Annotated in this window: 22 protein-coding genes; 18 read left to right on the top strand and 4 right to left on the bottom strand. The window is 62.2% G+C overall.

All coding sequences use genetic code 11. The annotated features are described in order from the left end of the window. The first annotated feature begins 370 nt into the window (after positions 1 to 370). The 18 genes from KGB24_RS23370 (at position 371) to KGB24_RS23285 (ending at position 15,980) form a co-directional block, all read left to right on the top strand. On the top strand, positions 371 to 2,323 hold the full coding sequence (locus tag KGB24_RS23370) for a YncE family protein (RefSeq protein ID WP_223416614.1): 1,953 nt from the start codon (positions 371 to 373) through the stop codon (positions 2,321 to 2,323). A gap of 13 nt (positions 2,324 to 2,336) precedes the next feature. Then, complete coding sequence (locus KGB24_RS23365) at positions 2,337 to 2,993, top strand: SCO family protein (protein ID WP_223416612.1); 657 nt, start codon at positions 2,337 to 2,339, stop codon at positions 2,991 to 2,993. Then, complete coding sequence (locus KGB24_RS23360) at positions 2,990 to 3,610, top strand: SCO family protein (RefSeq protein ID WP_223416611.1); 621 nt, start codon at positions 2,990 to 2,992, stop codon at positions 3,608 to 3,610. The genes KGB24_RS23365 and KGB24_RS23360 overlap by 4 nt, the downstream gene beginning before the upstream one ends. A gap of 9 nt (positions 3,611 to 3,619) precedes the next feature. Next, on the top strand, positions 3,620 to 5,170 hold the full coding sequence (locus KGB24_RS23355) for an ABC transporter substrate-binding protein (protein WP_223416609.1): 1,551 nt from the start codon (positions 3,620 to 3,622) through the stop codon (positions 5,168 to 5,170). 15 nt (positions 5,171 to 5,185) lie between these two features. Beyond that, entirely contained in the window at positions 5,186 to 6,139 is a 954-nt protein-coding gene (locus KGB24_RS23350) for a peptidylprolyl isomerase (RefSeq protein ID WP_223416607.1), read from the top strand. 223 nt (positions 6,140 to 6,362) lie between these two features. After that, a complete protein-coding gene (locus tag KGB24_RS23345; protein ID WP_008043360.1) occupies positions 6,363 to 6,896 on the top strand; it encodes a response regulator in 534 nt (177 codons plus the stop codon). A gap of 84 nt (positions 6,897 to 6,980) precedes the next feature. Further along, the gene (locus KGB24_RS23340) at positions 6,981 to 8,687 is read left to right on the top strand and encodes a GspE/PulE family protein (protein WP_008034012.1); all 1,707 of its coding nucleotides are present in this window, start codon (positions 6,981 to 6,983) and stop codon (positions 8,685 to 8,687) included. Beyond that, positions 8,668 to 9,471 carry a hypothetical protein gene (locus KGB24_RS23335; RefSeq protein WP_008034013.1) on the top strand — a complete coding sequence of 268 codons (804 nt, stop codon included), beginning with the start codon at positions 8,668 to 8,670 and terminating at the stop codon, positions 9,469 to 9,471. The genes KGB24_RS23340 and KGB24_RS23335 overlap by 20 nt, the downstream gene beginning before the upstream one ends. Before the next feature lies 1 nt (position 9,472). Continuing rightward, positions 9,473 to 10,018 carry a PilN domain-containing protein gene (locus tag KGB24_RS23330; protein WP_223416606.1) on the top strand — a complete coding sequence of 182 codons (546 nt, stop codon included), beginning with the start codon at positions 9,473 to 9,475 and terminating at the stop codon, positions 10,016 to 10,018. Beyond that, the gene (locus KGB24_RS23325) at positions 10,005 to 10,553 is read left to right on the top strand and encodes a GspMb/PilO family protein (RefSeq protein ID WP_008034015.1); all 549 of its coding nucleotides are present in this window, start codon (positions 10,005 to 10,007) and stop codon (positions 10,551 to 10,553) included. Before KGB24_RS23330 ends, KGB24_RS23325 begins: the two co-directional genes overlap by 14 nt. Then, entirely contained in the window at positions 10,553 to 11,071 is a 519-nt protein-coding gene (locus KGB24_RS23320; RefSeq protein WP_008043350.1) for a hypothetical protein, read from the top strand. The genes KGB24_RS23325 and KGB24_RS23320 overlap by 1 nt, the downstream gene beginning before the upstream one ends. Next, a complete protein-coding gene (locus KGB24_RS23315; protein ID WP_008034017.1) occupies positions 11,068 to 12,906 on the top strand; it encodes a secretin N-terminal domain-containing protein in 1,839 nt (612 codons plus the stop codon). Before KGB24_RS23320 ends, KGB24_RS23315 begins: the two co-directional genes overlap by 4 nt. A gap of 2 nt (positions 12,907 to 12,908) precedes the next feature. After that, positions 12,909 to 13,382, top strand: coding sequence for a type II secretion system protein (locus KGB24_RS23310; protein ID WP_008034018.1), 474 nt, complete (start codon positions 12,909 to 12,911; stop codon positions 13,380 to 13,382). 4 nt (positions 13,383 to 13,386) lie between these two features. Beyond that, entirely contained in the window at positions 13,387 to 13,761 is a 375-nt protein-coding gene (locus KGB24_RS23305) for a type II secretion system protein (RefSeq protein ID WP_008034019.1), read from the top strand. Next, positions 13,736 to 14,275 carry a type II secretion system GspH family protein gene (locus tag KGB24_RS23300; RefSeq protein ID WP_223415153.1) on the top strand — a complete coding sequence of 180 codons (540 nt, stop codon included), beginning with the start codon at positions 13,736 to 13,738 and terminating at the stop codon, positions 14,273 to 14,275. Before KGB24_RS23305 ends, KGB24_RS23300 begins: the two co-directional genes overlap by 26 nt. Beyond that, on the top strand, positions 14,272 to 14,661 hold the full coding sequence (gene csgE, locus KGB24_RS23295; RefSeq protein WP_223415154.1) for a curli production assembly/transport protein CsgE: 390 nt from the start codon (positions 14,272 to 14,274) through the stop codon (positions 14,659 to 14,661). Before KGB24_RS23300 ends, csgE begins: the two co-directional genes overlap by 4 nt. Continuing rightward, on the top strand, positions 14,658 to 15,092 hold the full coding sequence (locus KGB24_RS23290) for a curli assembly protein CsgF (RefSeq protein ID WP_008034031.1): 435 nt from the start codon (positions 14,658 to 14,660) through the stop codon (positions 15,090 to 15,092). The genes csgE and KGB24_RS23290 overlap by 4 nt, the downstream gene beginning before the upstream one ends. A gap of 30 nt (positions 15,093 to 15,122) precedes the next feature. Then, complete coding sequence (locus tag KGB24_RS23285; RefSeq protein WP_008034033.1) at positions 15,123 to 15,980, top strand: CsgG/HfaB family protein; 858 nt, start codon at positions 15,123 to 15,125, stop codon at positions 15,978 to 15,980. A 1,118-nt stretch (positions 15,981 to 17,098) separates the two neighbouring features. Here the strand turns inward: KGB24_RS23285 and KGB24_RS23280 are convergent. The 4 genes from KGB24_RS23280 to KGB24_RS23265 are packed head-to-tail and all read right to left on the bottom strand — an operon-like array spanning position 17,099 to position 22,724. Continuing rightward, positions 17,099 to 18,544, bottom strand: a complete 1,446-nt coding sequence (locus KGB24_RS23280; RefSeq protein WP_223415155.1) for a curlin — start codon at positions 18,542 to 18,544, stop codon at positions 17,099 to 17,101. A 27-nt stretch (positions 18,545 to 18,571) separates the two neighbouring features. After that, positions 18,572 to 19,033, bottom strand: coding sequence for a curlin (locus tag KGB24_RS23275; protein WP_008034167.1), 462 nt, complete (start codon positions 19,031 to 19,033; stop codon positions 18,572 to 18,574). Positions 19,034 to 19,092: 59 nt separating this feature from the next. Continuing rightward, positions 19,093 to 21,342 (bottom strand): Ig-like domain-containing protein, encoded by a 2,250-nt coding sequence (locus KGB24_RS23270; protein ID WP_223415156.1) that lies wholly within the window; start codon positions 21,340 to 21,342, stop codon positions 19,093 to 19,095. Between the two features lie 35 nt (positions 21,343 to 21,377). Then, entirely contained in the window at positions 21,378 to 22,724 is a 1,347-nt protein-coding gene (locus KGB24_RS23265; RefSeq protein ID WP_223415157.1) for a hypothetical protein, read from the bottom strand. Between the last annotated feature and the right edge of the window lie 200 nt (positions 22,725 to 22,924).

The following is a 22,924-nucleotide window of genomic DNA, read 5'->3' as shown; positions in this document are numbered from 1 at the left end:
CCTCGGTTGTAGGTGGTATGGCGGATGACGCCTTCGCGGGCAAGCCTCGCTCCTACAAGGGATCGGGTTTGCAGGGTTCGAAGTGTAGGAGCTGGCTTGCCAGCGATGGCGGCCGTGGGATTGATGCAAGGCGTAAGGGCCTCATCGCCAGCAAGCTGGCTCCTACAAGGGATCGGGTTCGCACAGGGCAAATTGTAGGAGCTGGCTTGCCAGCGATGGCGGCCGTGGATTGATGCAAGGCGTAAGGGCCTCATCGCCAGCAAGCTGGCTCCTACAAGGGATCGGGTTTGCAGGGTTCGAAGTGTAGGAGCTGGCTTGCCAGCGATGGCGGCCGCAAGACAGGCGCAGATCTGTAAGGGGAGAAGGTGACATGAACAGGACCACTGCAATTGCGGGTTGTGCGCTGGTTGTCGGGCTTGCGCTGATCTGGCTGGGCGTCTGGCGCACGACTCCGCCCGACATGCTCAGCGAGATAGCGCTACCGGACACCTGGAGCGGTCAGACGCTGGAGCGTGACGGCGTGTCCGTAACCCTGCAAATGCAGCCATTGGCCGAGGACGGTGTGCTGCGCGAAGGCGAGTTTGCCGACGTGCTCTTCCGGGTCAGTGACAGCGCTTCGGGGCAACCCCTTTCCGGCGTCAATCCCGGTGCCTGGCTGGACCCGGAAACCGTTGCCGCCGACCTGGCCCAGGGCCGTGACCGGAGCTGTAAATCCCGGGCCGGGGTGTTCCTGAAATCGAGCATCGGCGCACGGCCGCTGCTCGACCTGAACAGCTATTTCCTGCTGGTGATGAACCGTGATGCCAGCGTCTCCGTGGTCGACCCGTCGGTCTCGGTGGGCGGCATCACCAGCACCATGGCCCGCATCGACCTCAAGCGGCCGCCAATGGATTGGGTCACACCGAAGGACAACAAACGCGTATTCATCTCCATGCCCACCGCCGGCGAAGTGGCGGTGATCGACAGCGAACAATTCAAGTTGATCGCCTCGGTGGCCGCCGGCACCCACCCGGTGCGCGTAGCGTTGCAACCGGACGAGCGCCTGCTGTGGGTCGGCAACAATGCGCCGAAGGCCGAAGCGTCCGGGGTCACCGTGATCGACAGCCAAAGCCTGAAGCCGCTCAAACACCTGGTCACCGGCGCCGGGCATCACGAAATCGCCTTCAGCAAGGACAGCCGGTTTGCCTTCGTCACCAACCGCGACGACGGCACGCTGAGCATCATCGACATCGCCAGCCTGACCCTCAGCAAGCAACTCAAGACCGGCTCGCACCCTTTGTCGGTGGCGTACTCGCCGCTGTCCCAGGCGGTGTATGTCGCCGACGGCAAGGACGGCACCGTGACCGTGGTCGATACCGCCAGCCTTGACGTGCGCCGGGTGATCAAGATGAAACAGGGCCTGGGCCCGATGGGCTTCAGCGCCGACGGACGATTTGGCATCGTCCTCAACACCCTGGAAAACCAGGTGGCCGTGATCGATACCGCCACCGATTCGCTGGTCCATGAACTGGACGTGTCCGCCGAACCTTATCAACTGGTGTTCACCAAGGCTTACGCCTATGTGCGCGGACTGGCGTCGCCCAAGGTGACGATGATCAACCTGTTGTCGCTCGGTGAAGGTCGCCAGCCGATCAGCCAGGGTTTCGAAGCCGGGCCCCAGGCGCCACGGCTGGCCGGTGATTTGCCGCTGGCGTCGAGCCTTGCGGTATCGCGGGACGACAACGCGGTGTTCGTGGTCAACCCGGTGGACAACACCACCTATTTCTACGCCGAAGGCATGAACGCCCCGATGTCCGGTTACCCCAATCGCGGGCAAGTGGCGCGGGCGGCGATGGTCATCGACCGCAGCCTGCGCGAAGTCGAGCCGGGGCTGTACAGCGCGCGGGTCAAACTGCCGCCGGCAGGGCGTTTCGACGTGGCGTTCCTGCTCAACCAGCCGAACATCATCCATTGCTTCACGACGCTGGTTGAACCGGATACCCGCCTCAGCCGACACCCCGGCGTACCGAAAGTCGAATTCCTGCTCGACAACGCCACCGCCGCCCTCGGCAGCCCGTACACCGTGCGCTTTCGCATCGTTGAGGGCCAACAGAAAGCCCAGCGCAGCGGCGTGAAAGACGTGCAGGTGCGCTACTTCCGCGCCCCGACTTCGCGGGCCCGGGAAGTCGCGGCCCTTGAGGTCGGCAACGGAATCTACGAAGCCCCAGTGACGCTCGACCAGAACGGCGCCTGGTACCTGCACGTGCGTGCGGCGTCCCTCGGCGCGAATTTCGATGACAAGACCTTTGCCAGCGTTCGGGTCCTGCCCGGCGATGCCCGTTGAAGAGGAAACTGACATGAATCGATTCGCACACCGTGGACTGCTGACGTTCTGCCTGTTGACCGTCGGCGTGGGGCAAGCCCTGGCGCACTCGGCGGATGAACACGCCGGGCATGACATGCCGGCCAAAGGCGCCCGTTCGGAAAGCGCCCAGGTCAAGTTCGCCGACGTCGCGCTGGTGGACCAGAACGGCAAGCCGGTGCGTCTGGAGAAGGATCTGGTGACCAACAAAATCGTGGTCATGAGCTTCATTTACACCAGTTGCACCACGGTGTGCCCGGTGGTGTCTTCGATCATGGGCAAAGTGCAGAAACAGCTGGGCGCGCGGGTGGGCACCGAGGTGCAACTGGTATCGATCAGCATCGACCCGCAGCGCGATGACGCCAAACGCCTGAACGCCTACGCCCGCAGCTTCCAGAACGGTCCGGGCTGGAGCTGGCTGACCGGCAGTGCGCAATCGATCGACGCCACGCTCAAAGGCCTCGGCACGTTCAGCGGCGACTTCAAGAACCACCAGCCGCTGATCCTCGTCGGCGACGGCAACAGCCGCCACTGGACGCGCTATTACGGCTTCACCGACCCGACCGTACTGACCCGTGAGGTGGAGAAACTCAGCGGCCAGCGCAACAGCCACGCCAAACACACCGCCATTGCCATGGAGCAGCAACCATGAGAGTCATCGACTGGGTTGCGTTGAGCCTGTGCTTCTGGATATTCAGCTCGTTGGCCTTCGCTCACGAAGGGCACGAAGAACCCGCTCCCGTCGTGGCCAGCGCGCAACCGGCGAGCGGCACGCGCGATGCGAAAACCTGGTTCACCGATACGCCGTTGCAGGACCAGAACGGCGAGACCCTGCGTTTCTACAGCGACGCGCTGCATAACCGCGTGGTGCTGCTGAACGTGATTTTCACCAGTTGCACGGATGCCTGCCCGCTGATCACTCGCAAGCTCAAGGAAGTGCGTGAGTTGCTGGGCGATAAAGCAGACGGGATTACCTTTATCTCCCTTACCAGTGATCCGCTGCGGGATACCCCGGCGGTACTCAAGGCTTACACCTTGAAGCAGGGCGTCAATGGCCCCCACTGGCTTTTTCTCACTGGCGACAAGGCGCAAATGGATCTGGTGCTGGGGCGCATCGGCCAGATCGTGCCGACTCCCGAGCAACATTCAACGCAACTGATTGTGGGTGACGTGGCCAACAAACGCTGGAGCAAAATCCGCCCCGATGCCCCGGCCGCCGCCATTGCCCAGCGCTTGCAATTGCTGACAATGCCCGTGGCCGGTCACTGAGCCCGCGCCATGAAAATCTCCCTGATCCTCGGCCTGTTCCTGATCGGCAATCTTCATTGCGCTGCCGATACGTTGCCCTTGAACCCTGACGAAAGTGCCGGCAAACGGCTGTACCGCGAGGGTGTGTCGGGCAGTGGTGAACCGATCATGGCGCGTATCGGGGCGACGGGCATGTTGCTGCCGGCCACCAGCCTGCCGTGCGCCAACTGCCACGGCGCCGATGGCCTGGGCCGGCCCGAGGGCGGGGTGCGTCCACCTGATCTGAGCTGGTCGCGGCTGACCAGCACCTATGGCCAACGGCACGTCAATGGCCGCAACTACCCGGCGTACACCGACGGCACCCTGGCGCGGGCGATTCAGGAGGGGCGCGATTCCGCCAACAATCGCCTCGACCCGGCGATGCCGCGGTTCGTGCTATCGATGAAGGATCAGCGCAACCTCACGGCCTACCTCAAACGCCTCGCTGATGAGCGCGACCCCGGCCTGACGCCTGACAGCCTGCACCTGGGCACGTTGTTGCCGAGTCAGGGGCCGTTGGCGGAAGAGGGCGCGACGGTGGCGGCAGTACTCAAAGGCAGCGTGGCGCGAATCAACAAGGCGGGGGGGATTCATGGCCGGCAGGTGCGCCTGACGATCCTCGACCCGGGGCCGGACCCTGTCAGTGCCGGGCGGGCGCTGGATCAGTTGATCTATCAGGAGCAGGTGTTTGCCCTGATCGCGCCACTGGCGCCGGCACTCGACACGCAACTGGTTTCGCGTCTGGAGCAGGCGGGCATTCCGTTGATCGGTCCGCTCTCATTGCAGGGGTCGGCGCAGAGCAGTCGACAGATTTTTGAACCGATGCCCGGGGTGCGCGAGCAACTGATCGCCCTGGCCGATTACGCCACCGGGAGTTTGCGCGTGCTCCAGGGCCCGACGCTGATTACCTACACGGAGGATCCCGGTCAACGACTGGCGGCTCATACCCTGCGTCAGTATCTGCAAGATCACGCCTGGCAAAATGTCAGCCTGCAGGTCTACGACCCGGTAAAGGATCAACTGCCGCTGGGTTCGCGCTCATTGTTTTACCTGGGCTGCGGTAGCGATTTCAGCCTGCTCGCCGAAAGGTTGCAGAGGGCGGGGCAGGTTCCTTACCTGTTCGCCATGGCGAATCAGGTGGCGGGTGACCTTTTGCGAGTGCCCAGTGGTTTTTCCCGGCGGTTGTTCTTGTCCTATCCGTTCGTGCCCAGCGACTGGACCCTGGCCGGGCGCCTGGCCCTGATCCAGTTGCGCGAACAGCAGGGGCTCGGTGGCCAGCATGCGGTGCTGCAAGTCGGCGCGTTCAGTTCGATGCTGCTGCTCAGCGAAGGCATGAAGCAGGCCGGACGCGATGCCAGCCGAGAGAAGCTGATCTATGCGCTGGAAGGCCTGCATGACTTCGACACCGGTCTGACCCCGCGCCTCAGCTTCGGGCCGGGCCAGCGGCTGGGTTTGAGCGGCGCGCATATCGTCACCGTGGATTTGCCCGACCAGCGCTTCTACCTGGTCGCCCCTTACAAGCCCATTACCGCGAAACCCTGACCGGAGGCCTCGATCATGACGCTCAAGACTCTGTTGATCCTGCTGACGCTGTGGCTGCCCGTGGCGTTCGGCAGCAATGGGCCGGTCGCCGCGCGGGTCAATGGCGAGGAGATTTCCCAGTTCCGCCTCGAACGCTATTTTGCCGAGTACCTGGAGGACCAGGGCCGGGCGCTTGGCAGCATTCGTAATCCCAAGGCGTACAAGCAACTTCGGCAAAAGGCGCTGGACGCATTGATCGACCGCGAGTTGCTGTGGCAGGAAGCGGTCAAGCGTGGGGTGGTGATCAGCGATGCCACCGTGCAACGCCAGGTTGAACAGACCCGGCAGGCCATTGGCGGTGCCGAGAAATTCGCTCGGCGCCTGGAAGACGCGGGTTTCGACGAGGCCGGTTTTGTCGAATACACCCGCCGTGAACTCGCGGCTCAGCAGGTGTTTGCCGAGCTGACCAGCGTCGAGGGGCCGGACGAAAAACAGGTCCGCACGTTCTATGAAGAGCACCGCGCGCAGATGAGCCAGCCCGAAGCGGTGCAGGCGCGGCACATCCTGATCAAGGTTGCTCAGGACGCCGATGCCGCCACAGTCGAAGCGGCGCGGCTACGCTTGGTGCACATGCAGGCGACAATCCGCCAGGGCGCGGACTTCGCCAGCGTGGCCCGGACGGGGTCCGAAGATGCCTCGGCGAGCGAGGGCGGAGATCTGGGCTATTTTCCACGTGGACGCATGCTGCCAGCGTTTGAAGCGGCGGCCTTTGCCCTGGCACCGGGCGCAGTGAGTGAGCCGGTTCGCACGGCACTGGGCTGGCACTTGATCCAGGTGCAGAACCACAGGGAGGTGACCGATGTCACAGAGTTGCAAGGGCTTGAGATGGTCAGGGCGTACCTCGACCGACAGCGACAGACTCAGGTTCGCCAGCAGGTTTTGGCGCAACTGCGATCGCGTAATCGAATCGAACGAATTGACGATGAATGAAGGTTCCCCCCCCAATAGTGGGGAAAAGCTTCAGGGCAATTCCGTGTGCGCCCCCGCCTTTGGGGGGCGGTGTATTTGGGCGGAAAGGCTTTTTTATGAAAATCAAACACATGCAGTGGTGAAACACCCGGCACCCAGCCTGGCATGAAGTGTGCGTTAGCCTCGGTAAGGCGAGCACTCTGCCAGGTACGGAACTCGGGCCTGCGGTTTCAAGGAGTCCACCTTGTTAAACAAAGTACTGGTTGTCGATGACGAACAGCTTCTTGCACAAAACCTCAAGGATTACCTTGAGGCGCAGGCACTGGACGTCCGGGTTGCACATGACGGTGCGGCGGCTATCGGCGAAGCCGAGCAGTTTGCACCCGATGTGATGGTGTTCGATTACCGCTTGCCCGATATGGAAGGCTTTGAGGTGCTCGATGCCATCCGCCGGAACAGGAACTGTCATTTTGTGCTGATTACCGGGCACCCGACCGCTGAAGTCTGTGAGCGGGCCCGGCAGGTGGGAGTCAGCCATATCCTGTTCAAACCGTTTCCAATGGCGGAACTGGCCCGTGCAGTCTGTGACCTTCTGGGGATGGAGCGCGAACCCAAAGCAGGCGCGCGCACATCCGAGGGGTTTGTCGAACGACGCCAGAGCAGGACCGAGAGTTTCCCGCTGCAGTTGTACGACGGCAGTTGGGTGCTGGCGGATCGTCGACGCAATCCCTCGACGTCCAAGGCACCAGACGACGAACAATTGCTCACCGGGGAGTAGTGGCGCGACCAGCCGTTGCGGTAACCGCCGTAATTGCTCGCCGCGTCGACAGGGCTCAAAGCCCCCGGCGTTGGAGAGCAAGCCATGGACCGTCTATCCCTTGCCGTCGAACCGGCGCAGTTGGAATCCGTACCGTCGCGCTTTTCCAGTGAGCAATTGGCCCAGGCACGATCACTGGCCGCCAGTTCCGGCGAGCGGATGCTAGAAGCCCTCGGGGTGTTGTGCGAACTGGCCCCCATGCCTTTCATCCAGTGCCTCGGCGCCACCCTGCATTATCCGGTGCTCGACACCGACAACCTGTTCAAGTCCACTCCCGTATTCGACAGGGTCACCCTGGCCCAATGCCTCAAGCGCGAATTCATCCTGCTGCGCCACGACGAGGAGATCATCGGCGTGTTCGCCGACCCGTTCGACACGTCGCGCCTGGCCTGGATCGATGACTGCCTGCACGGTGCGCCCCTGTATCTGGTGCATGCCGACGACCTGAAAGCCTATCTGGCACGTCACGAAGAGAGCTTCCACGCGGTGGAGTCGCTCAACGCCCAGGCCGACGCCAACATCGAAACCGACACCCTGCAAAGCCTGTCCCTGACCAGCATCAGCGAAGACGCCAGCGTCGTCGTCAAACTGGTCAACTCGACCCTGTACGACGCCTTGAAAATGCACGCCAGCGATATCCATTTGGGTACCACCGGCAGCGGCCTGGTGATCAAGTACCGCATCGATGGTGTGCTCAACAACATCAGCAAGATCCAGGGCAGCGAGTTCGCCGAGCAGGTGATTTCCAGGGTCAAGGTCATGGCCGAACTGGACATCGGCGAGAAGCGCGTGCCTCAGGACGGTCGCTTCAAGATCGGCATCAGTGGCCGGCAGATCGACTTCCGGGTCTCGATCATGCCGAGCATCTTCGGTGAAGACGCGGTGCTGCGGGTGCTCGACAAACAGGACCTGGCGGACAAGGTCTGCGGTGTGCAGTTGCAGGCCCTGGGCTTTGAAGACGAAACCTTGCGCCAACTGCGCAGGCTGGCCGCCGAACCCTACGGCATGGTGCTGGTGACCGGCCCCACCGGCAGCGGCAAGACCACCACGCTGTACGCGATGATCACCGAGATCAACCACGGCGTGGACAAGATCATCACCATTGAAGACCCGGTGGAATATCAGTTGCCGGGCGTGCTGCAAATCCCTGTGAATGAAAAGAAAGGCCTGACCTTCGCTCGTGGCTTGCGCTCGATCCTGCGTCATGACCCGGACAAGATCATGGTCGGTGAAATCCGTGACCCCGACACCGCGCAAATCGCCGTGCAATCGGCGCTCACCGGCCACCTGGTGTTCACCACGATCCACGCCAACAACGTGTTCGATGTCATCGGCCGGTTCACCCAGATGGAAATCGATCCCTACAGCCTCGTCTCGGCGCTCAATGCCGTGCTGGCGCAGCGCTTGATCCGCCTGGTTTGCACCAGTTGCAGCGCGCCGTGCACCCCGACCGATGACGAATTGCTCGCTTCGGGTCTCGACCCCCACAACGTCGATCACTTCCACTTCGTTCATGGCAAGGGCTGCGGGCATTGCCGGGGCACCGGTTATCGCGGGCGCACGGCGATCGCCGAGCTGCTGCACCTGGACGACGAGTTGCGGCAGATGATCGTCGAGCGCCAACCGATTTCGAAAATCAAAACCCATGCGTGCAAACGTGGCTTGCGCTTGCTGCGCGAGTCGGCGCTGGAACTGGTTCAGGAAGGGCGCACCACGCTCGAGGAGATCAATCGTGTCACTTTTGTCTCGTGATCGTTTTATCGCCGTGCTCGGCGCCAGTGGGGTCGGCCTCGGCCAGCGCCGTGGCAGCGAAACCCTGTGGCTGGGCAGCGTCGGTTTTATCGACGAAGGCTTCCACGCCTGGGCGGTGGCGCTGGACACCCTCGATCATCTGCTGGCCGATCACACCCACGCTGGTGCCGAGTTGAGCGTGGTGATTTCCGGGCACTTCAGCCGTTTCTGTCTGGTGCCCTGGAGCGAACAGATCAGCAGCCCTGACGAATTGCTCGGGTTTGCCCGGCTTTGCTTTGAAGACCTTTATGGTGTGCCAACGCAACCCTGGAGCCTGGTGCTCTCGCCGGAACCGGCCGGCTACGACCGGGTCGCCAGCGCACTGCCGCAGGATTTGCTGACGCGTCTGCGCACCCTGGTCAGCGCCCGGGGCCTGCGCCTGCGTTCGGTGCAGCCGTACCTGATGACGGCGTTCAACCACTTCGATAAAAGCCTCGATACCGGCGACTTCCTGTTCGTGGTCGCCGAGCCGGTACGCAGCGTATTGCTGCTGGCCCGGGAAGGCCGCTGGGCCTCGGTGCGTTCGGTGGGCACCGGCGACAGCGACGCCGCACTGACCGCGTTGATCGGTCGTGAAAGCCAATTGCAGGCCTCCACCAGCGAGCGGCCACTGAACGTTTACCTGCATGCGCCCGCGCGTATCGATGTGCAACCCGACATTCCCGGCGTGCACTTGCGCACCCTTGAAGAAGACCGGACAACCGTACGCGATGGCTTGTACGTCATGTCCCGGGCGGTGGCCTGACATGCGCGCCCTGATGCTCGACTTTCAGCCGCGCCGCCGCTCGGGCCCCCTGGGCTGGAGCCTGCTGGCCGTGGGCGTGGTGTTGAGCCTGATTTGCGTGCTGGTTCAGCAACACCTCAGTGATCAGACCGCGCAACAACAGGGCCATCTGCAAACCGCCCAGCGTGTCCTCACCGGCGACGATGGCGGCAAGGTCAGCCTGACCCCGGCGCAAATCCGCGAGCAGGCACAAAACCTCGCCGAGATGCGCAAGGTCTCGCAGCAACTGCGCCGGCCGTGGGAGCGCCTGTTCGCCATGCTCGAAGCCATGCCCCGGGGCGACATCGCCTTGCTGACCCTGACCCCCGATGCGCGCAAAGGCCAGGTGCGCATCAGCGCCGAGGCGAAAGACCTCGACGCCATGCTCGACTTCCACCGCAACCTGGAGGCCAGCGACGAGCTGTCCGATGTGTCGCTGCTGAGCCACGAAATCGTGGCCAACGTGCCCGAGCACCCGGTGCAATTCAACCTGTCGGCTACCTGGGAGATTGGCGATGCAAATCCCTAGACTGATCGTCCACGAATACCTGCAAGGCCTGGGCATTCCCGGTCTGGCAGGGATGGCGCTGCTGGCGTTGGCATCGGTCTATGGCCTGGCGGGCTTGATGCCGGACTGGCAGTCGCTGCAACAGCTCAGCCAACAGACCCGCGAAGCCGGTGAATACCTGGCCAGGGTTGAAGACGGCAGCGTCGCCGCGCCGGTGGTGCCTCAACGTCAGCTCGACGACTTCCGCAGCAAGCTGCCTTCGCAGCCGCAAGCCACGGTGGCGATCGACAAGATCTACGCGTTGGCGGCCCAGGAACATATCACCCTGGCACGCGGTGAATATGCCCTGGGCATCGACCCCAAGACCCATCTGGCGCGCTATCAGATTCTGCTGCCGGTACGTGGCAGCTACCCGCAACTGCGGCGCTTCCTGCATGCCTTGCTCGGTCAGTTGCCGGCGGTGGTGGTGGAGGACGTGGAGTTCCAGCGTAAAAAGATCGCCGACACCGACCTGACCGGGCGGATCCGCATGACCCTCTACCTGTCGAGGTCATGATGAATACCAAACGCGTAGCGGGGTGGGTGGGGTTCTTCGGCGTAGCGGCGGGGTTGGCCTGGTTGCCTGATTACTGGATGTCGGCGGACGACGGCGAGGCGGCCGTCACCGTCGTGGCCACGGCGGCCAACAGCAAAACCCGCGGTGCCCTGCCTGCCGCGCCAGCCACCGGCAAAGCCGCTGTGATCAAGGACTTGAGCCCGGCGGGCGACCTGTTCGCCGCCCGCAGCTGGAAGGCTGAACCGACGCTCGCCAGCGTCACCGAACAACCCGTCAACGTGACCCCGGTGGTGACCGTCCCCAGTGCACCGCCAATGCCTTTCCAGTTTATCGGGCGCATGGATGATCGTTCAGACCAGCAAGTGTTTCTGCTGAGCGGAGAAAAAATATACGTCGTACGCAAAGGGGATGTGATCGACGAAACCTGGCGGATCGTGGGCATTTCCGATGTGGAACTGAGCTTCGTCTACCTGCCTTTGCATTTGTCCCAGACCTTGTCTATGGGGAGCACGCCATGAATAGATCCCGTTTGCTGATGAGCTTTTGCTGTGCGTGTGCCGGGCTGGTGGCGTGCAGTTCTGCCCAGGTCGCCAACAAGGAAGCGTCCGAGCTGATCGAGCAGGGACAATACGAGGCCGGCCTGGCGCGTATTGAAGAAGGGCTGCGGGAAAACCCTCGTAATACCGAACTGCACCTGGCCCGCAACTCCGCCCACGCCAAGGCGATTACCGCGCTGCTGACCGAGGCTGACACCGACCGTTCGCACCGGGACTTCGCCGCCGCGCGCGTCAGCTACAACCGGGTGCTGACCATCGAGCCGAACAACCGGCGTGCCCAGGATGCAATGCGCCAGCTCGACTACATGCGCAGCCTCGATGAAAAACTCGAGCTGGCCCGTGGCGACTTGCGTCGCGGCGACATCTACGGGGCCGACCGTCAGGTCAAACAGATCCTCGAACTGGACCCGAAAAATGAAGGCGCCCTGGAACTGCAAAGCAACATCCGTCTGGTCCAGAGCCGCAACGTCATCCAGTACCCACAACTGCGCACACGCCTGGAACGACCCGTGACCCTGGAGTTTCGCGACGCCAACCTGAAAACCATTTTCGAGGTGCTGTCCCAGGTCGCCGGGTTGAACTTCATCTTCGACAAGGACCTGCGCCCGGACATGAAAGCCACGATCTTCGTGCGTGACGTGCGCATCGAAGACGCCGTGGAACTGCTGCTGCAACAGAACCAGTTGCATCAAAAAGTGGTGAACGAAAACACCTTGCTGATTTACCCGGACTCACCGCAAAAGCTCAAGGATTACCAGGAGTTGGTGATGCGCACCTTCTACCTGACCAGCATCGATGCCAACACCGCGCTGAACATGATCAAAACCATGCTCAAGACCCGCGACGTGTTTGTCGATGAGCGCCTCAACACCCTGACCATGCGCGACTCCGAAGACGCGATCCGCATGGCGGAAAAACTCCTGCAATCGCAAGACCAGTCCAACCCCGAAGTGGTGCTGGAAGTGGAGGTGATGGAGGTTGCCACCCAACGGATTCTCGACCTCGGCCTGCAATGGCCGAACACCTTCGGTGTGGTCAACGGCGATGGTTCGCCGGTGCAGATTCTCGATCAATTGAAAGGCATCGACTCCAGCCGGATCACCATCTCGCCTTCGCCGCAAGCCAAGATCAATGCCCAGGACAACGACATCAACACCTTGGCCAGCCCGGTGATTCGTGTCAGCAACCGCGAGCAGGCGCGCATCCACATTGGTCAGCGCGTGCCGATCATCAGCGCCACGTCGGTGCCGTCGACCCAAGGCCCGGTGATCACCGAAAGCGTCACCTACCTGGACGTCGGTCTGAAGCTGGAAGTGCAGCCGACCGTGCACCTGAACAACGAAGTGGCGATCAAGATCGCGCTGGAAGTGAGTAACGCCACGCCACTGGAACCGACCCGCCAGGGCACGATTCCGGTGCAGGTCGATACCCGTAACGCCCAGACCACCCTGCGCCTGCATGACGGCGAAACCCAGATTCTTGCCGGCCTGATGCGCAACGACCATGGCGCCACCGGCAACAAGATCCCGGGGCTTGGCGACATTCCTGGCCTGGGCCGGTTGTTCGGCAGCAACAAGGACAACGTCAGCAAATCGGAGCTGGTGCTGTCGATCACGCCACGGATCGTGCGCAACCTGCCGTACCAGAGCCCGTCGGACATGGAATTCCCGACCGGCACCGAAACCAGCATGCGCATTCAGGCACCGGACCGGCAGGTGGAACCGCCCATTCAGAACGAGCACATCGATCGGCCGGTGGCGGCCTCAACCACTCAAGTGTTTATCGAGAAGCCTTGATCATGAACGCCTCGCAACGCGGTTTTACCCTGATCGAAGTCGTGGTGACGCTGGCCCTGGTCGGCTTGCTGGCCGGCATGGCCGCGCCGCTGACCGAGACCGTGGTGCGCCGGGGCAAAGAGCAGGAACTGCGCACCGCGCTGTACCAGATTCGCGATGCCATCGACGCTTACAAACGCGCATTCGACGCCGGTTACATCGAGAAGTCCCTGAACAGCAGCGGCTATCCGCCGAACCTGAAAGTGTTGGTGGAGGGGGTGCGCGATGTGCGCAGCGCCAAGGGGGCCAAGTTTTATTTTCTGCGGCGCGTGCCCCATGACCCGCTGAAGCCGGTCAAGCGTGACGACGACGGCGGCTGGGGTTTGCGCTCCTATGACAGCACGGCTCAAAACCCGCGTGAGGGCCAAGACGTCTTTGACGTTTACTCCCAGGCGCGGGGCAAAGGGCTTAACGGCATCGCCTACCGGGAGTGGTGAGCTTATGCGTCGGGAAAAGGGGTTTACCCTGCTGGAACTGATGGTGGTCATGGCAATCATCGCAACCCTGATGACCATCGCCTTGCCACGTTATTTCAACAGCCTCGAGGCCTCGAAAGAGACCACGTTGCGCCAGAGCCTGTCGGTGATGCGCGAAGCCCTGGATCACTACTACGGCGACACCGGGCGTTATCCCGATTCCCTTGAACAACTGGTGGAACAACGCTATCTGCGCAACCCGCCGATGGACCCGATTGCCGAACGCAAGGACCTCTGGGTCATGGTCGCACCACCGGATGGCGTACCGGGTGGCGTCGCCGATATCAAAAGTGGGGCCACAGGGAGGGCGCGTGATGGCAGCCTCTATTCCGAGTGGTAAACCTTCGAACGAGGGCGGTTTCACTTACTTGGGCGTGCTGTTCCTGATCATGCTGATGGGCATGGGCCTGGCCACTGCCGGCGAGTTGTGGTCGACCCTCTCGCGCCGTGATCGTGAGCGCCAGTTGCTCTGGGTCGGTACGCAATACGCCCAGGCATTGCGCAGCTACTACCGCAGTTCACCAGGCCTGGCGCAATACCCGAAGGAGCTGGAAGACCTGTTGCAGGACGAGCGTTTTCCCAGCCCAAAACACCATATCCGGCAGCTGTATCCGGACCCGATCGGCGGCGGCGAATGGAGCCTGATGCGCGGTTTCGACGGCCGCATCACCGGCCTCAACAGCGCCTCCACGGACACGCCGCTCAAGCAGGCGGACTTCCCCTCTCAGTGGTCGGATTTTGCCGGTATGGCGAGTTACAAGGACTGGCAGTTCGTGGCCGAGAAAGCCTTTCTCGAGGGCACATCGGGACCTGCCAAGGGCCAGTCACAATCGCCCGAAGCGTTGCAGCCATGAATCGATTCTACGTGGCCGTGATCCTGATGCTGGCGTCTGCTGCCGCCACGGCCGGCGAAGAGGACGAAATGATGGGGTTCATCGTCGATGACACGATCTCGCACATCGGTCACGACTTTTACTACTCGTTCAGTGAACGCCTGCGCGCCACCAGCCCGATGGATTTCAACCTGGTGGTACGCGAACGACCTTCGGCGCGGTGGGGCGCCCTGGTCACTGTGGAATATCAGCAGCGTCTGGTTTACCGGCGTTTTTTGCCGCCGAACACCGTGGAACTCAAGGAAGAGGCCTATGACGCCGCCGACTGGGTCCGCGGGCAGATCGTCCAGCGCAAGCTGGAAGCCTTGTTGCAGGACACAACGGACCTTGAGAGGGACGAACTATGAAAACCACAACGTTCTCGCAGCACCGCCTGTTTTCAAGGGCAGGCATCTGGTTGGTCGGGCTTGGCAGTTGTGGCCTGGTCCAGGCCACCGAACTGGTCTACACGCCCATCAACCCCTCGTTTGGCGGCAACCCGTTGAACGGGACCTGGCTGCTCAACAACGCCCAAGCGCAAAACGATTACGACGATCCTGACTTGAAAAAGCGCACCGCCGCGGCCGGTACTTCGGCGCTGGAGCGGTTTACCAGTCAGTTGCAGTCGCGGTTGCTCGGGCAGTTGCTGGACAACATTTCCGCGGGCAACACCGGGAGCCTGACCACCGACGCTTTTATCGTCAACGTGGTCGACGACTCCGGCCAATTGACCATCGTTGTGACCGACCGAGCGACCGGTGAAGTCTCCGAAATTCAGGTGAGCGGCCTGGCCCCTTGAAGGGATCCGGGTTGATGGGGAGGGAAGGATATGAAAAGAATAATGGTGCTAGGGCTGATGTTGGCGGCGTTACAGGGGTGCAGTCTGCGCGAGCCGATCGGTGCTGAGCAGGACACCGAAACCCCGACGCTGACCCCGAGGGCTTCGACTTACTACGACTTGATCAACATGCCACGACCCAAGGGCCGGTTGATGGCGGTGGTGTACGGTTTCCGCGACCAGACCGGGCAATACAAACCGACTCCGGCCAGTTCGTTTTCGACCAGCGTCACTCAAGGCGCGGCAAGCATGCTGATGGATGCGTTGCAGGCCAGTGGCTGGTTTGTGGTGCTGGAGCGGGAAGGGCTGCAGAACCTGCTGACCGAGCGCAAGATCATCCGCGCCTCGCAGAAAAAACCGAACACGCCGGTGAATATCCAGGGTGAACTGCCGCCGTTGCAAGCGGCGAACATGATGCTAGAGGGCGGGATCATTGCGTACGACACCAATGTGAAAAGCGGCGGGGAAGGGGCGCGTTACCTGGGTATCGATATTTCCCGGGAGTATCGGGTGGATCAGGTCACGGTGAACCTGCGCGCGGTGGACGTGCGCAGTGGGCAGGTGCTGGCCAATGTGATGACCAGCAAGACGATTTACTCCGTGGGCCGTAGTGCCGGGGTGTTCAAGTTTATCGAGTTCAAGAAGTTGCTTGAGGCGGAGGTTGGCTACACCACGAACGAGCCGGCGCAGTTGTGTGTGTTGTCGGCGATCGAGGCGGCGGTGGGGCATCTTCTGGCGCAGGGGATCGAGAGGCGTTTGTGGCAGGTGGCGGGGGATAATTCGCCTGAGAGCGGTGAGACGCTTGACCGGTATCTGACCCAGAACAAGGTGGTGCCTGAAGAAGAGTGACCGAGGCCAGACCCGGAACTCTGTAGGAGCCGGCTTGCCGGCGATGGCGGCCTCATGACCGACCATTTTCTTTCGGGTGTACATATCCATTCCTGCGGTAACGGCCACTTACGGTTTCGCCCTTACGGCGAGTCCCTTTTGTCAAACGCCACAAAAGGAACCAAAAAGTCTCGCCCCAGCGTCCGGCCCCTCGCTTAGGCTCGGCGTTCCCTCGCTCCGGTCCTGCTCCGTGGGCCCGCCGCGATCGGCCATCCATGGCCGTGCGCGGCTAACCCGGCATCCATGCCGGGTTGCCCACTGCGCAGAACCTCCACTCGGCCTCCCGAAGGGGCGGGCAGATCAAAATCAAAAGCTGCAGGCGAGCTAACGCTCGGCCTGATGAGTGGTGGAAAGCGGGTGTGTGCTGGCCTGCTTTTGTAGGAACCGGCTTTCTGCGGGCGGCGTTTCGACGATGGCGTCCTGTCAGCCGGCATGATTTCGCGGATGTAATACGCCCTTTGTAGGAGCCGGCTTGCCGGCGATAGCGTCCTTCCAGCCAACCCTTCACTCACGAATACCCCAACCCCCTGTAGGAGCCGGCTTGCTGGCGATGGGCGCCAACGATAACGCGGGCTGTCTGAATGAACGCGTCGTCCGGACGCTTTTCGCCGGCAAGCCGGCTCCTACAGGGAATCGCGTTTGCTTTTGATTTCTACCACTCATCAGGCCGAGCGTTAGCTCGCCTTCAGTTTTTGATCTGAGCGCCCCCTCGAGAGGCCGAGTGGAGGTTCTGCGCAGTGGGCAACCCGGCATGGATGCCGGGTTAGCCGCCCCCGGCCATGGATGGCCGATGGCGGCGGGCCCACGGAGCAGGACCGGAGCGAGGGCATGCCGAGCATTAGCGAGGCACCGAACGAAAGGGGCAAGAGCGCTTGGTTACTTGGCGCTTTTCCAAGTGACCCGCTGTAAGAGCGGAACCAATAGCAGCCATCACCGCAGAAATGGATATGTACGCCCGAGAGAAAATGGTGGGCTATCAGGCCGCCATCGCCAGTAAGCCGGCTCCTACAAAGAGAGCAGGCGATAAAAAACCGCAGCACTCACAAAGGAAAGGGCCGCGGTTTTTTATACCCCCGCAATTACTGCTGCAACACCGTCGCCTGGTTATCCATACCCACCTGTTGAATGGTCGCCATCTGCGTCACGCCACTCTGATCAACATTGGCAATGTTCCCGATCCCGCTCTGGGTCACATACGCCACGTTCATGCTGTCGGTCTGTTTCAGAGTGATCTTGTTATCGTTGCCCCACTGGCTGGTAGAGGCCAGGTTGCTGGTGCCGGACTGGTCGAACTCGCTACGGTTGTTCATGCCGTTGCTGCTGCCCTCGACCAGGTTGGTGGTGCCGCGCTGGTCGGCGATGAGGACGTTGTCGGTGCCGTTCTGATCGAAGTACAGCTCGTTGTAGTTCTCCGCCTGGCTGACGATGGTTTTGTTGCCCATGCCGGTCTGGCTGGTGGTCATGACGTGGCCGACGCCGTCCTGGGTGAAGTTGGCAATGTTTTCCTTGCCGTTCTGAGTGATGGTTGCGCTCTGGTTGCTGCCGAACTGGCCACCTTTTTGCGGGCCTTTCCAGTTGCTGGCGTAGACCTTGTTGTCGCTACCCACCGAAGTCGCGGTGAGCGAATGGCCTTCGCCGGACTGATAGGTGAAGTGCACGTTGCCCGTACCCGTCTGGTACAGCGCCAGGGTCGAGCCGGTGGACTCGAACTGGTCGGCGTAGATCGCGTTGAGGTTGCCGACCTGGAAGACCTGGGCGGTGTTGTTTTCGCCGAAGCTCTGGTCGACCACGGTTTCGTTGGTCTCGCCCATCTGGTCGACGGTGGCCGTGCTGCCCGCTTGCCCGTCTTGCCAGATCTCGGTGCCGTTGCCGTCGCCGTTCTGGTTGATGGTCAGGTTGCCGCCGTCGCCGTTGCGCTGGTCGCCGTAGGCATAGTTGTTGGCGCCGGTCTGGTTGATGTCGATCTGGCCGCCCATGTGGTTGATCTGTTCGGCGGTGGCGTAGTTGGTGGTGCCGTACTGGATGATCACCGCCATGTTGCCGATGCCGGGCTGGATCTGTTCGATGTTGGCTTCATTGCTGTCGCCGTACTGGAAGGTTTGACCGGAAGTGCCCTCCTGGCTGTCCTGATAGACGAACGAAAAGTTACCGCTGCCTTCCTGCTGTTGCAGCACTTCGCCGCCGCCCGCACCGATCGATTGACTGGCATGGCTGGTGTTGAAGCTGCCGGTCTGTTTCTGGGTGATGGTGCTGTTGTCTTCATACAATTGCTCGGCGTAACCGGCGTTGTATTCACCGACCTGGTTCTGGTCGATGGTGCTGGTGGCCGAGTCCTGCACGGCGGCCGCATCGTTGCCCTCGCCGAGTTGCTGCTGGGTGGCGGTGCTGTAGGGGGCCTTGGTCTGTTTCACATTGGCGATGTTGGCGGTGCCGACCTGGTCCTGGGTGGAAATGCTGTCGTTGGCCAACGCCTGGGCACTGGCAATGACCAGGATCGCGGCGGTGAGGGGCGTCAGTTTGAACATGATGAAACCTCCATGTGGTGCAGTGCTTTAGCGGTATTGTTTGACTGAAACGCTCATGCCGTTTCCCGATTGGGTCACGGCGCTGGAAAGTCCCGTGCCGGCCTGGTCGATGCTGGCGTCGTTGTTATTGCCGTTCTGGGCTATCTGCGCGCGGTTCTGGCTGCCGGTCTGGGTGATCGAGGCCGAGTTGCCGGAACCTTGCTGAGTGATCATTGCCATCAGGTCGCTGCCTTGTTGCAGGATGTAGGCTTCCTGATTGCTCCCTGACTGGACGATGGTGCCGAGCAGCGACTGGCCGTTCTGTTGCAGCAGCGCCACGTTGGCCTGGCCGTTCTGGTCGATCAGCGCGTGCTGGCCAATCGGCGGTGGCAACTCGCCGAGGTCGGTGCCGGGGCCCAGGTCATCGTTCTCCATCAGATCGTCGGCGCGCACGCCCGCGCTGCTGCAAAGCAGAAGCAGGCAGAGCAGGGCGGCGGTCGACGTTTTCATGAGACTGTCCTTTCGCAAGAGGCCAGCCCCATCGGCCACGTGACCGATGGGGCCAAGGCTCAGTTGGAGATCACCGTCACGGTGCGCACGGTGCCCTGGGACGAGGTGATGGTGGCCGTCGGGTTCGCCGATGGAATCACCGTGGTGGTGTTGTTCACCGTCAGCCGCCAGCGACCGGTCACCGCCACCGTGGCGGTGCCCAGGGTTGCCAACCCGGTTGGGGTGCTCACCCGGATGGTGACGACGTTGCCGGTGGTCACCGATGAGGTGCCCGCGAAGTCCCAGGTGAAGCGGTTGTTGGAGCGTGCCGACACCGTTGCCGTGGTCACCGTGAAGGTTTCTGCCGGTGGCCGTGGCGAGACTTGCACGGTGACCGTCGCCGGTGCCGTCGACTGGGCGCCGAAGCTGTCCCGGGCGAAGTAGGTGAAGGTCGTGGTGAACGCCGTGGTGAAGTTGGCCGGTGGGGTGTATGTGATCACCGTACCGTTGCTGCTGACACTGCCGCGACCGTTCGGTGGTTGCGTGAAGCTGGCGACCGCCAGCGGCACGTTGCCTTCCGGATCGGTGTCGTTGGCCAGCACACTGATCGGTATCGCCACGCCAAGGGTTGCGACGCTGTCGGCGACGGCCACCGGTGGCCGGTTAGGCGCCACGGTGATGGTCACGGTCGCCGGAGTGGCCGAGGCCAGGCCTTTGATGTCTTGAGCCTTGTAGGTGAAGGTCGTGGTCAGCGGCACAGTGACGACGGCGGGCGGTGTGTAGACCACGGCGGTCGTGCCGCTCATCGTCACGCTGCCTTGCCCGGCGGCCGGTGAGGTCAGCGCGACGATGCTCAATGGCGTGTTGCCGTCCGGGTCGCTGTCGTTGGCCAGCAGGTTGAGGGTGATCGGCACCCCGAAGCTGGTGCTGCCGGTGTCGGCAACGGCCAGCGGCGCCTGGTTTTCACCGCTGTTCGGTTGTGTGCCGATCACCACCACAGGTTCGGTGTCGTTGCCGCCGGCTGCGGATTTGATCGTGACAGTGGCCGGTGGCTGCGACAGATCGGCAACGGTCAGGCGTTGCAAGGTGCCGGTTTTCGTCAGCCGTCCGAAGCCCTGGGCGACCATGTCCGGCACCACGACTTCGTCTGACGAGGTGGCTTCGATCAGCAGGCTGTGATTACTCCAGTTGTAGCGTGCGGTCTGGATTTTCACGATGTCGGTGACTTTGCTCGACACCGCCGTTGGCCGGTTGGTGCCACTCGGGTCGGTCGCGGTGACCACCACCACCGGAGGAATCGTGCTGCCTGTCAGACGATGGCCGAAGAACTGGCCGGTGTTGTTGCCGAGCATGGTGACCAGGCAGGGCGATTGCGGTGGTCCGGGAACCAGAGGCACGGTTTCACGGAAGCACAGGCTCGAACTGATGGCCGATTTGCCGAAGACTTCGACCCGGGTACTGCTCGTGCCCGGACCTGTCGGGAGGCGACGGTAAGTGGCGCGGCCGATTTCCACAGGGGTTTGCGCACGGCTGTCGAGGACTTTGCCGGACACGGTAAAGAGGTTGGTCTGAATGGTCCCGGCCGGACCCTGGACACGCAGGAAGTTATTGTTGAACGGGCTGCCGGTGACCGCTTCGCTGAGGTTCGGATCACCCACGAATGTCTCGATGGCGCCGGTGTCCGGATTCACTTCGGTGTACGGCCCATTGACGCTGCGCAGAAATGGCCCGACCTCCCCGTTGAGTGCCCCGGCGAAGTTGCCCGGTGCACCGATGCCGATGTCGCGGGTGATGTTGATCGCCCGGCGGCCCGGTGTGGTGACGTTGACTGTTTCCACGCCGTACGGGTGAGTGATGGTGTAGGTGCCCGCGACAGGAATGTTCACCCGCAGGCGAATCCGCGCGAAGCTGGCCTGATCGCCGTCGACAGGGTTTTCCGCAGTGAATGCCGCTTCGACCCCGGCCACGTAGGCATCCACGCCATAACCTCCAACATCATTGATGCTGGTCTCGGCGAGGAACCAGAACGCTTCCGGTGGCCAGTTATCCGGGAACACCATCGGCAGGGTGTCGTCGAAGATGCCGGGCTCCGGATTCAGGATGCACATATAGGCGGGGGCGCCAGGAGCACCCGGAGCCCGCGTGCTGGTAGCCCGTGACTGGCACAGTTCCAGCGACAGCAAGTTGCTGTCCTGATACCACATGGGAAATTTCCCCGTGGCGAAAGTGTAGGGGCCGGTATCGACGGCAGTGAGTTGCGCAAACGCACTGCCGGACAGCGAAAGAGTCAGCCCGAGCGCCTTGAGCGCGAAGCGTGGCCACTTGTTCATGATGCCTCCTGATGCGGATCTGGGCATGAGAGCGTTCATTGCACGATGACCACTTCTTCGGTATCGCTGCCGCCATTGGATGACGTCACCTGAACCTTGGCCGGTGGAATCGGCGAGATGCCGGTCGACAGGGATTTCTCTGCGCCGCTGCCACTGAGGGCGCCGATGGCGACACCCGTGCCGGAGGTGGCGGTAAGAATCGGTGGCGATGTTTCATCGCTGGTCGAGGCCACTACCGTGATTTGCCCGCTGCTCAGGCTGTACTCGGCCCGTGAAATCACCACCAGGTCGGTCAGCGGCATGGACAAGGAGGTTGGCGTGCTGGTCGGGATGGCCAGATGGTTGTCGGCCGTCACCAGCAAGCTGCTCGGCAACGTCGGGTTGGTGGCTGACTGGGCGTACCAGTGGCCGGTGGTGTTGGCCTCGCTCAGTTTCAACACCGGGGTGTTGCTGTCCAGGGTCACGGTGGCCGGTGGTGGCGGGGCCATGACGAAAACATCCTGGTGGGCCACCGGGGCGCTGGCGCCGGCTGTGCGCGAATAGGTGCTGCGTTCGGCAATGATCGGAGTGGGGCGAGCGAGCGTCGATAACTTGCCGGAAATGGCCATCACCGTCGTGCGCAAGTCCAGTCCGTTAGGCCCTTCAATGCGGATGTAGTTGGTATTGAAAGGGCTGCCGGTGAAAGCCTCTTCCAGGTTCGGATCGCCCACGAACGTGTCGGCGGAGCCGGTAACCGGGTTGGGCTCGATGTAAGGGCCGTTGAGGCTGCGCAGGAAAGGGCCGATGTCCGCTTTGAGCGCACCGTCGTAGGTTTTCGGCGAGCCGATGCCGATGTCCCGGGTCATGTTGATCGCGCGGCGCCCGGGGGTATCGACGTTGAAGACATCGACGCCGTAAGGGTGGGTGATGACATAGGTGCCGGCAGTGGGCACGTCGACCCGAATACGGATACGGCCAAAACTGACCTGGTCGCCTTCCAGCGGATCGCCACCACTGAACGCGGCTTCAACGGCGCTGACATAGGTCAGGTCGATGCCCCGTGCGGCATCGACGATGGATCCGTCGCCGGTGAACCAGAACGCTTCGTCGGGGAAGTTGGTCGGGAAAACGATGGGTTGAGTGTCATCGAAAATGCCGGGGTTCGGATTCAAAAGGCACATGTAGGCTGGTGCGCCGGGCGCAACCGGAACCCTGGAGCTGACGGCCTTGGACAGGCACAAGTCGAGGGTTCGACCGTGGGTGTCCTGATACCAGGAAGCGAAGTTACCGTTGGCGGGAACATAGGGGCCGGGGTCGACAGCAAACAGCGCAGCCTGGGCGACGCCTTGGGCCAGAGCGGACACGACCAGGGCGATCGTGGTTTTGGACAGTAAAGGGTGCATGAGTATTCCCTCTATCAGAGACCTGCCCCTTGGGGGGGTGGGTCAGTTGACGGGGGAGTCGGCAACTTCCGTACCAATCGTTGGAAACGGCCGGCAAAGGCCCGGCATTACAGCGTTTCGCTATTAAGCGTTGCCTGGATGCCGGACGAACCAACGGGCGACTGTCCCCAGCATTGGGGGGCGATGGGGATACCGGGGAG

It is taken from the genome of Pseudomonas sp. BF-RE-25 (assembly GCF_019956105.1).
Classification (GTDB): domain Bacteria; phylum Pseudomonadota; class Gammaproteobacteria; order Pseudomonadales; family Pseudomonadaceae; genus Aquipseudomonas; species Aquipseudomonas migulae.
This window is presented reverse-complemented; position numbering and strand designations above follow the sequence as displayed.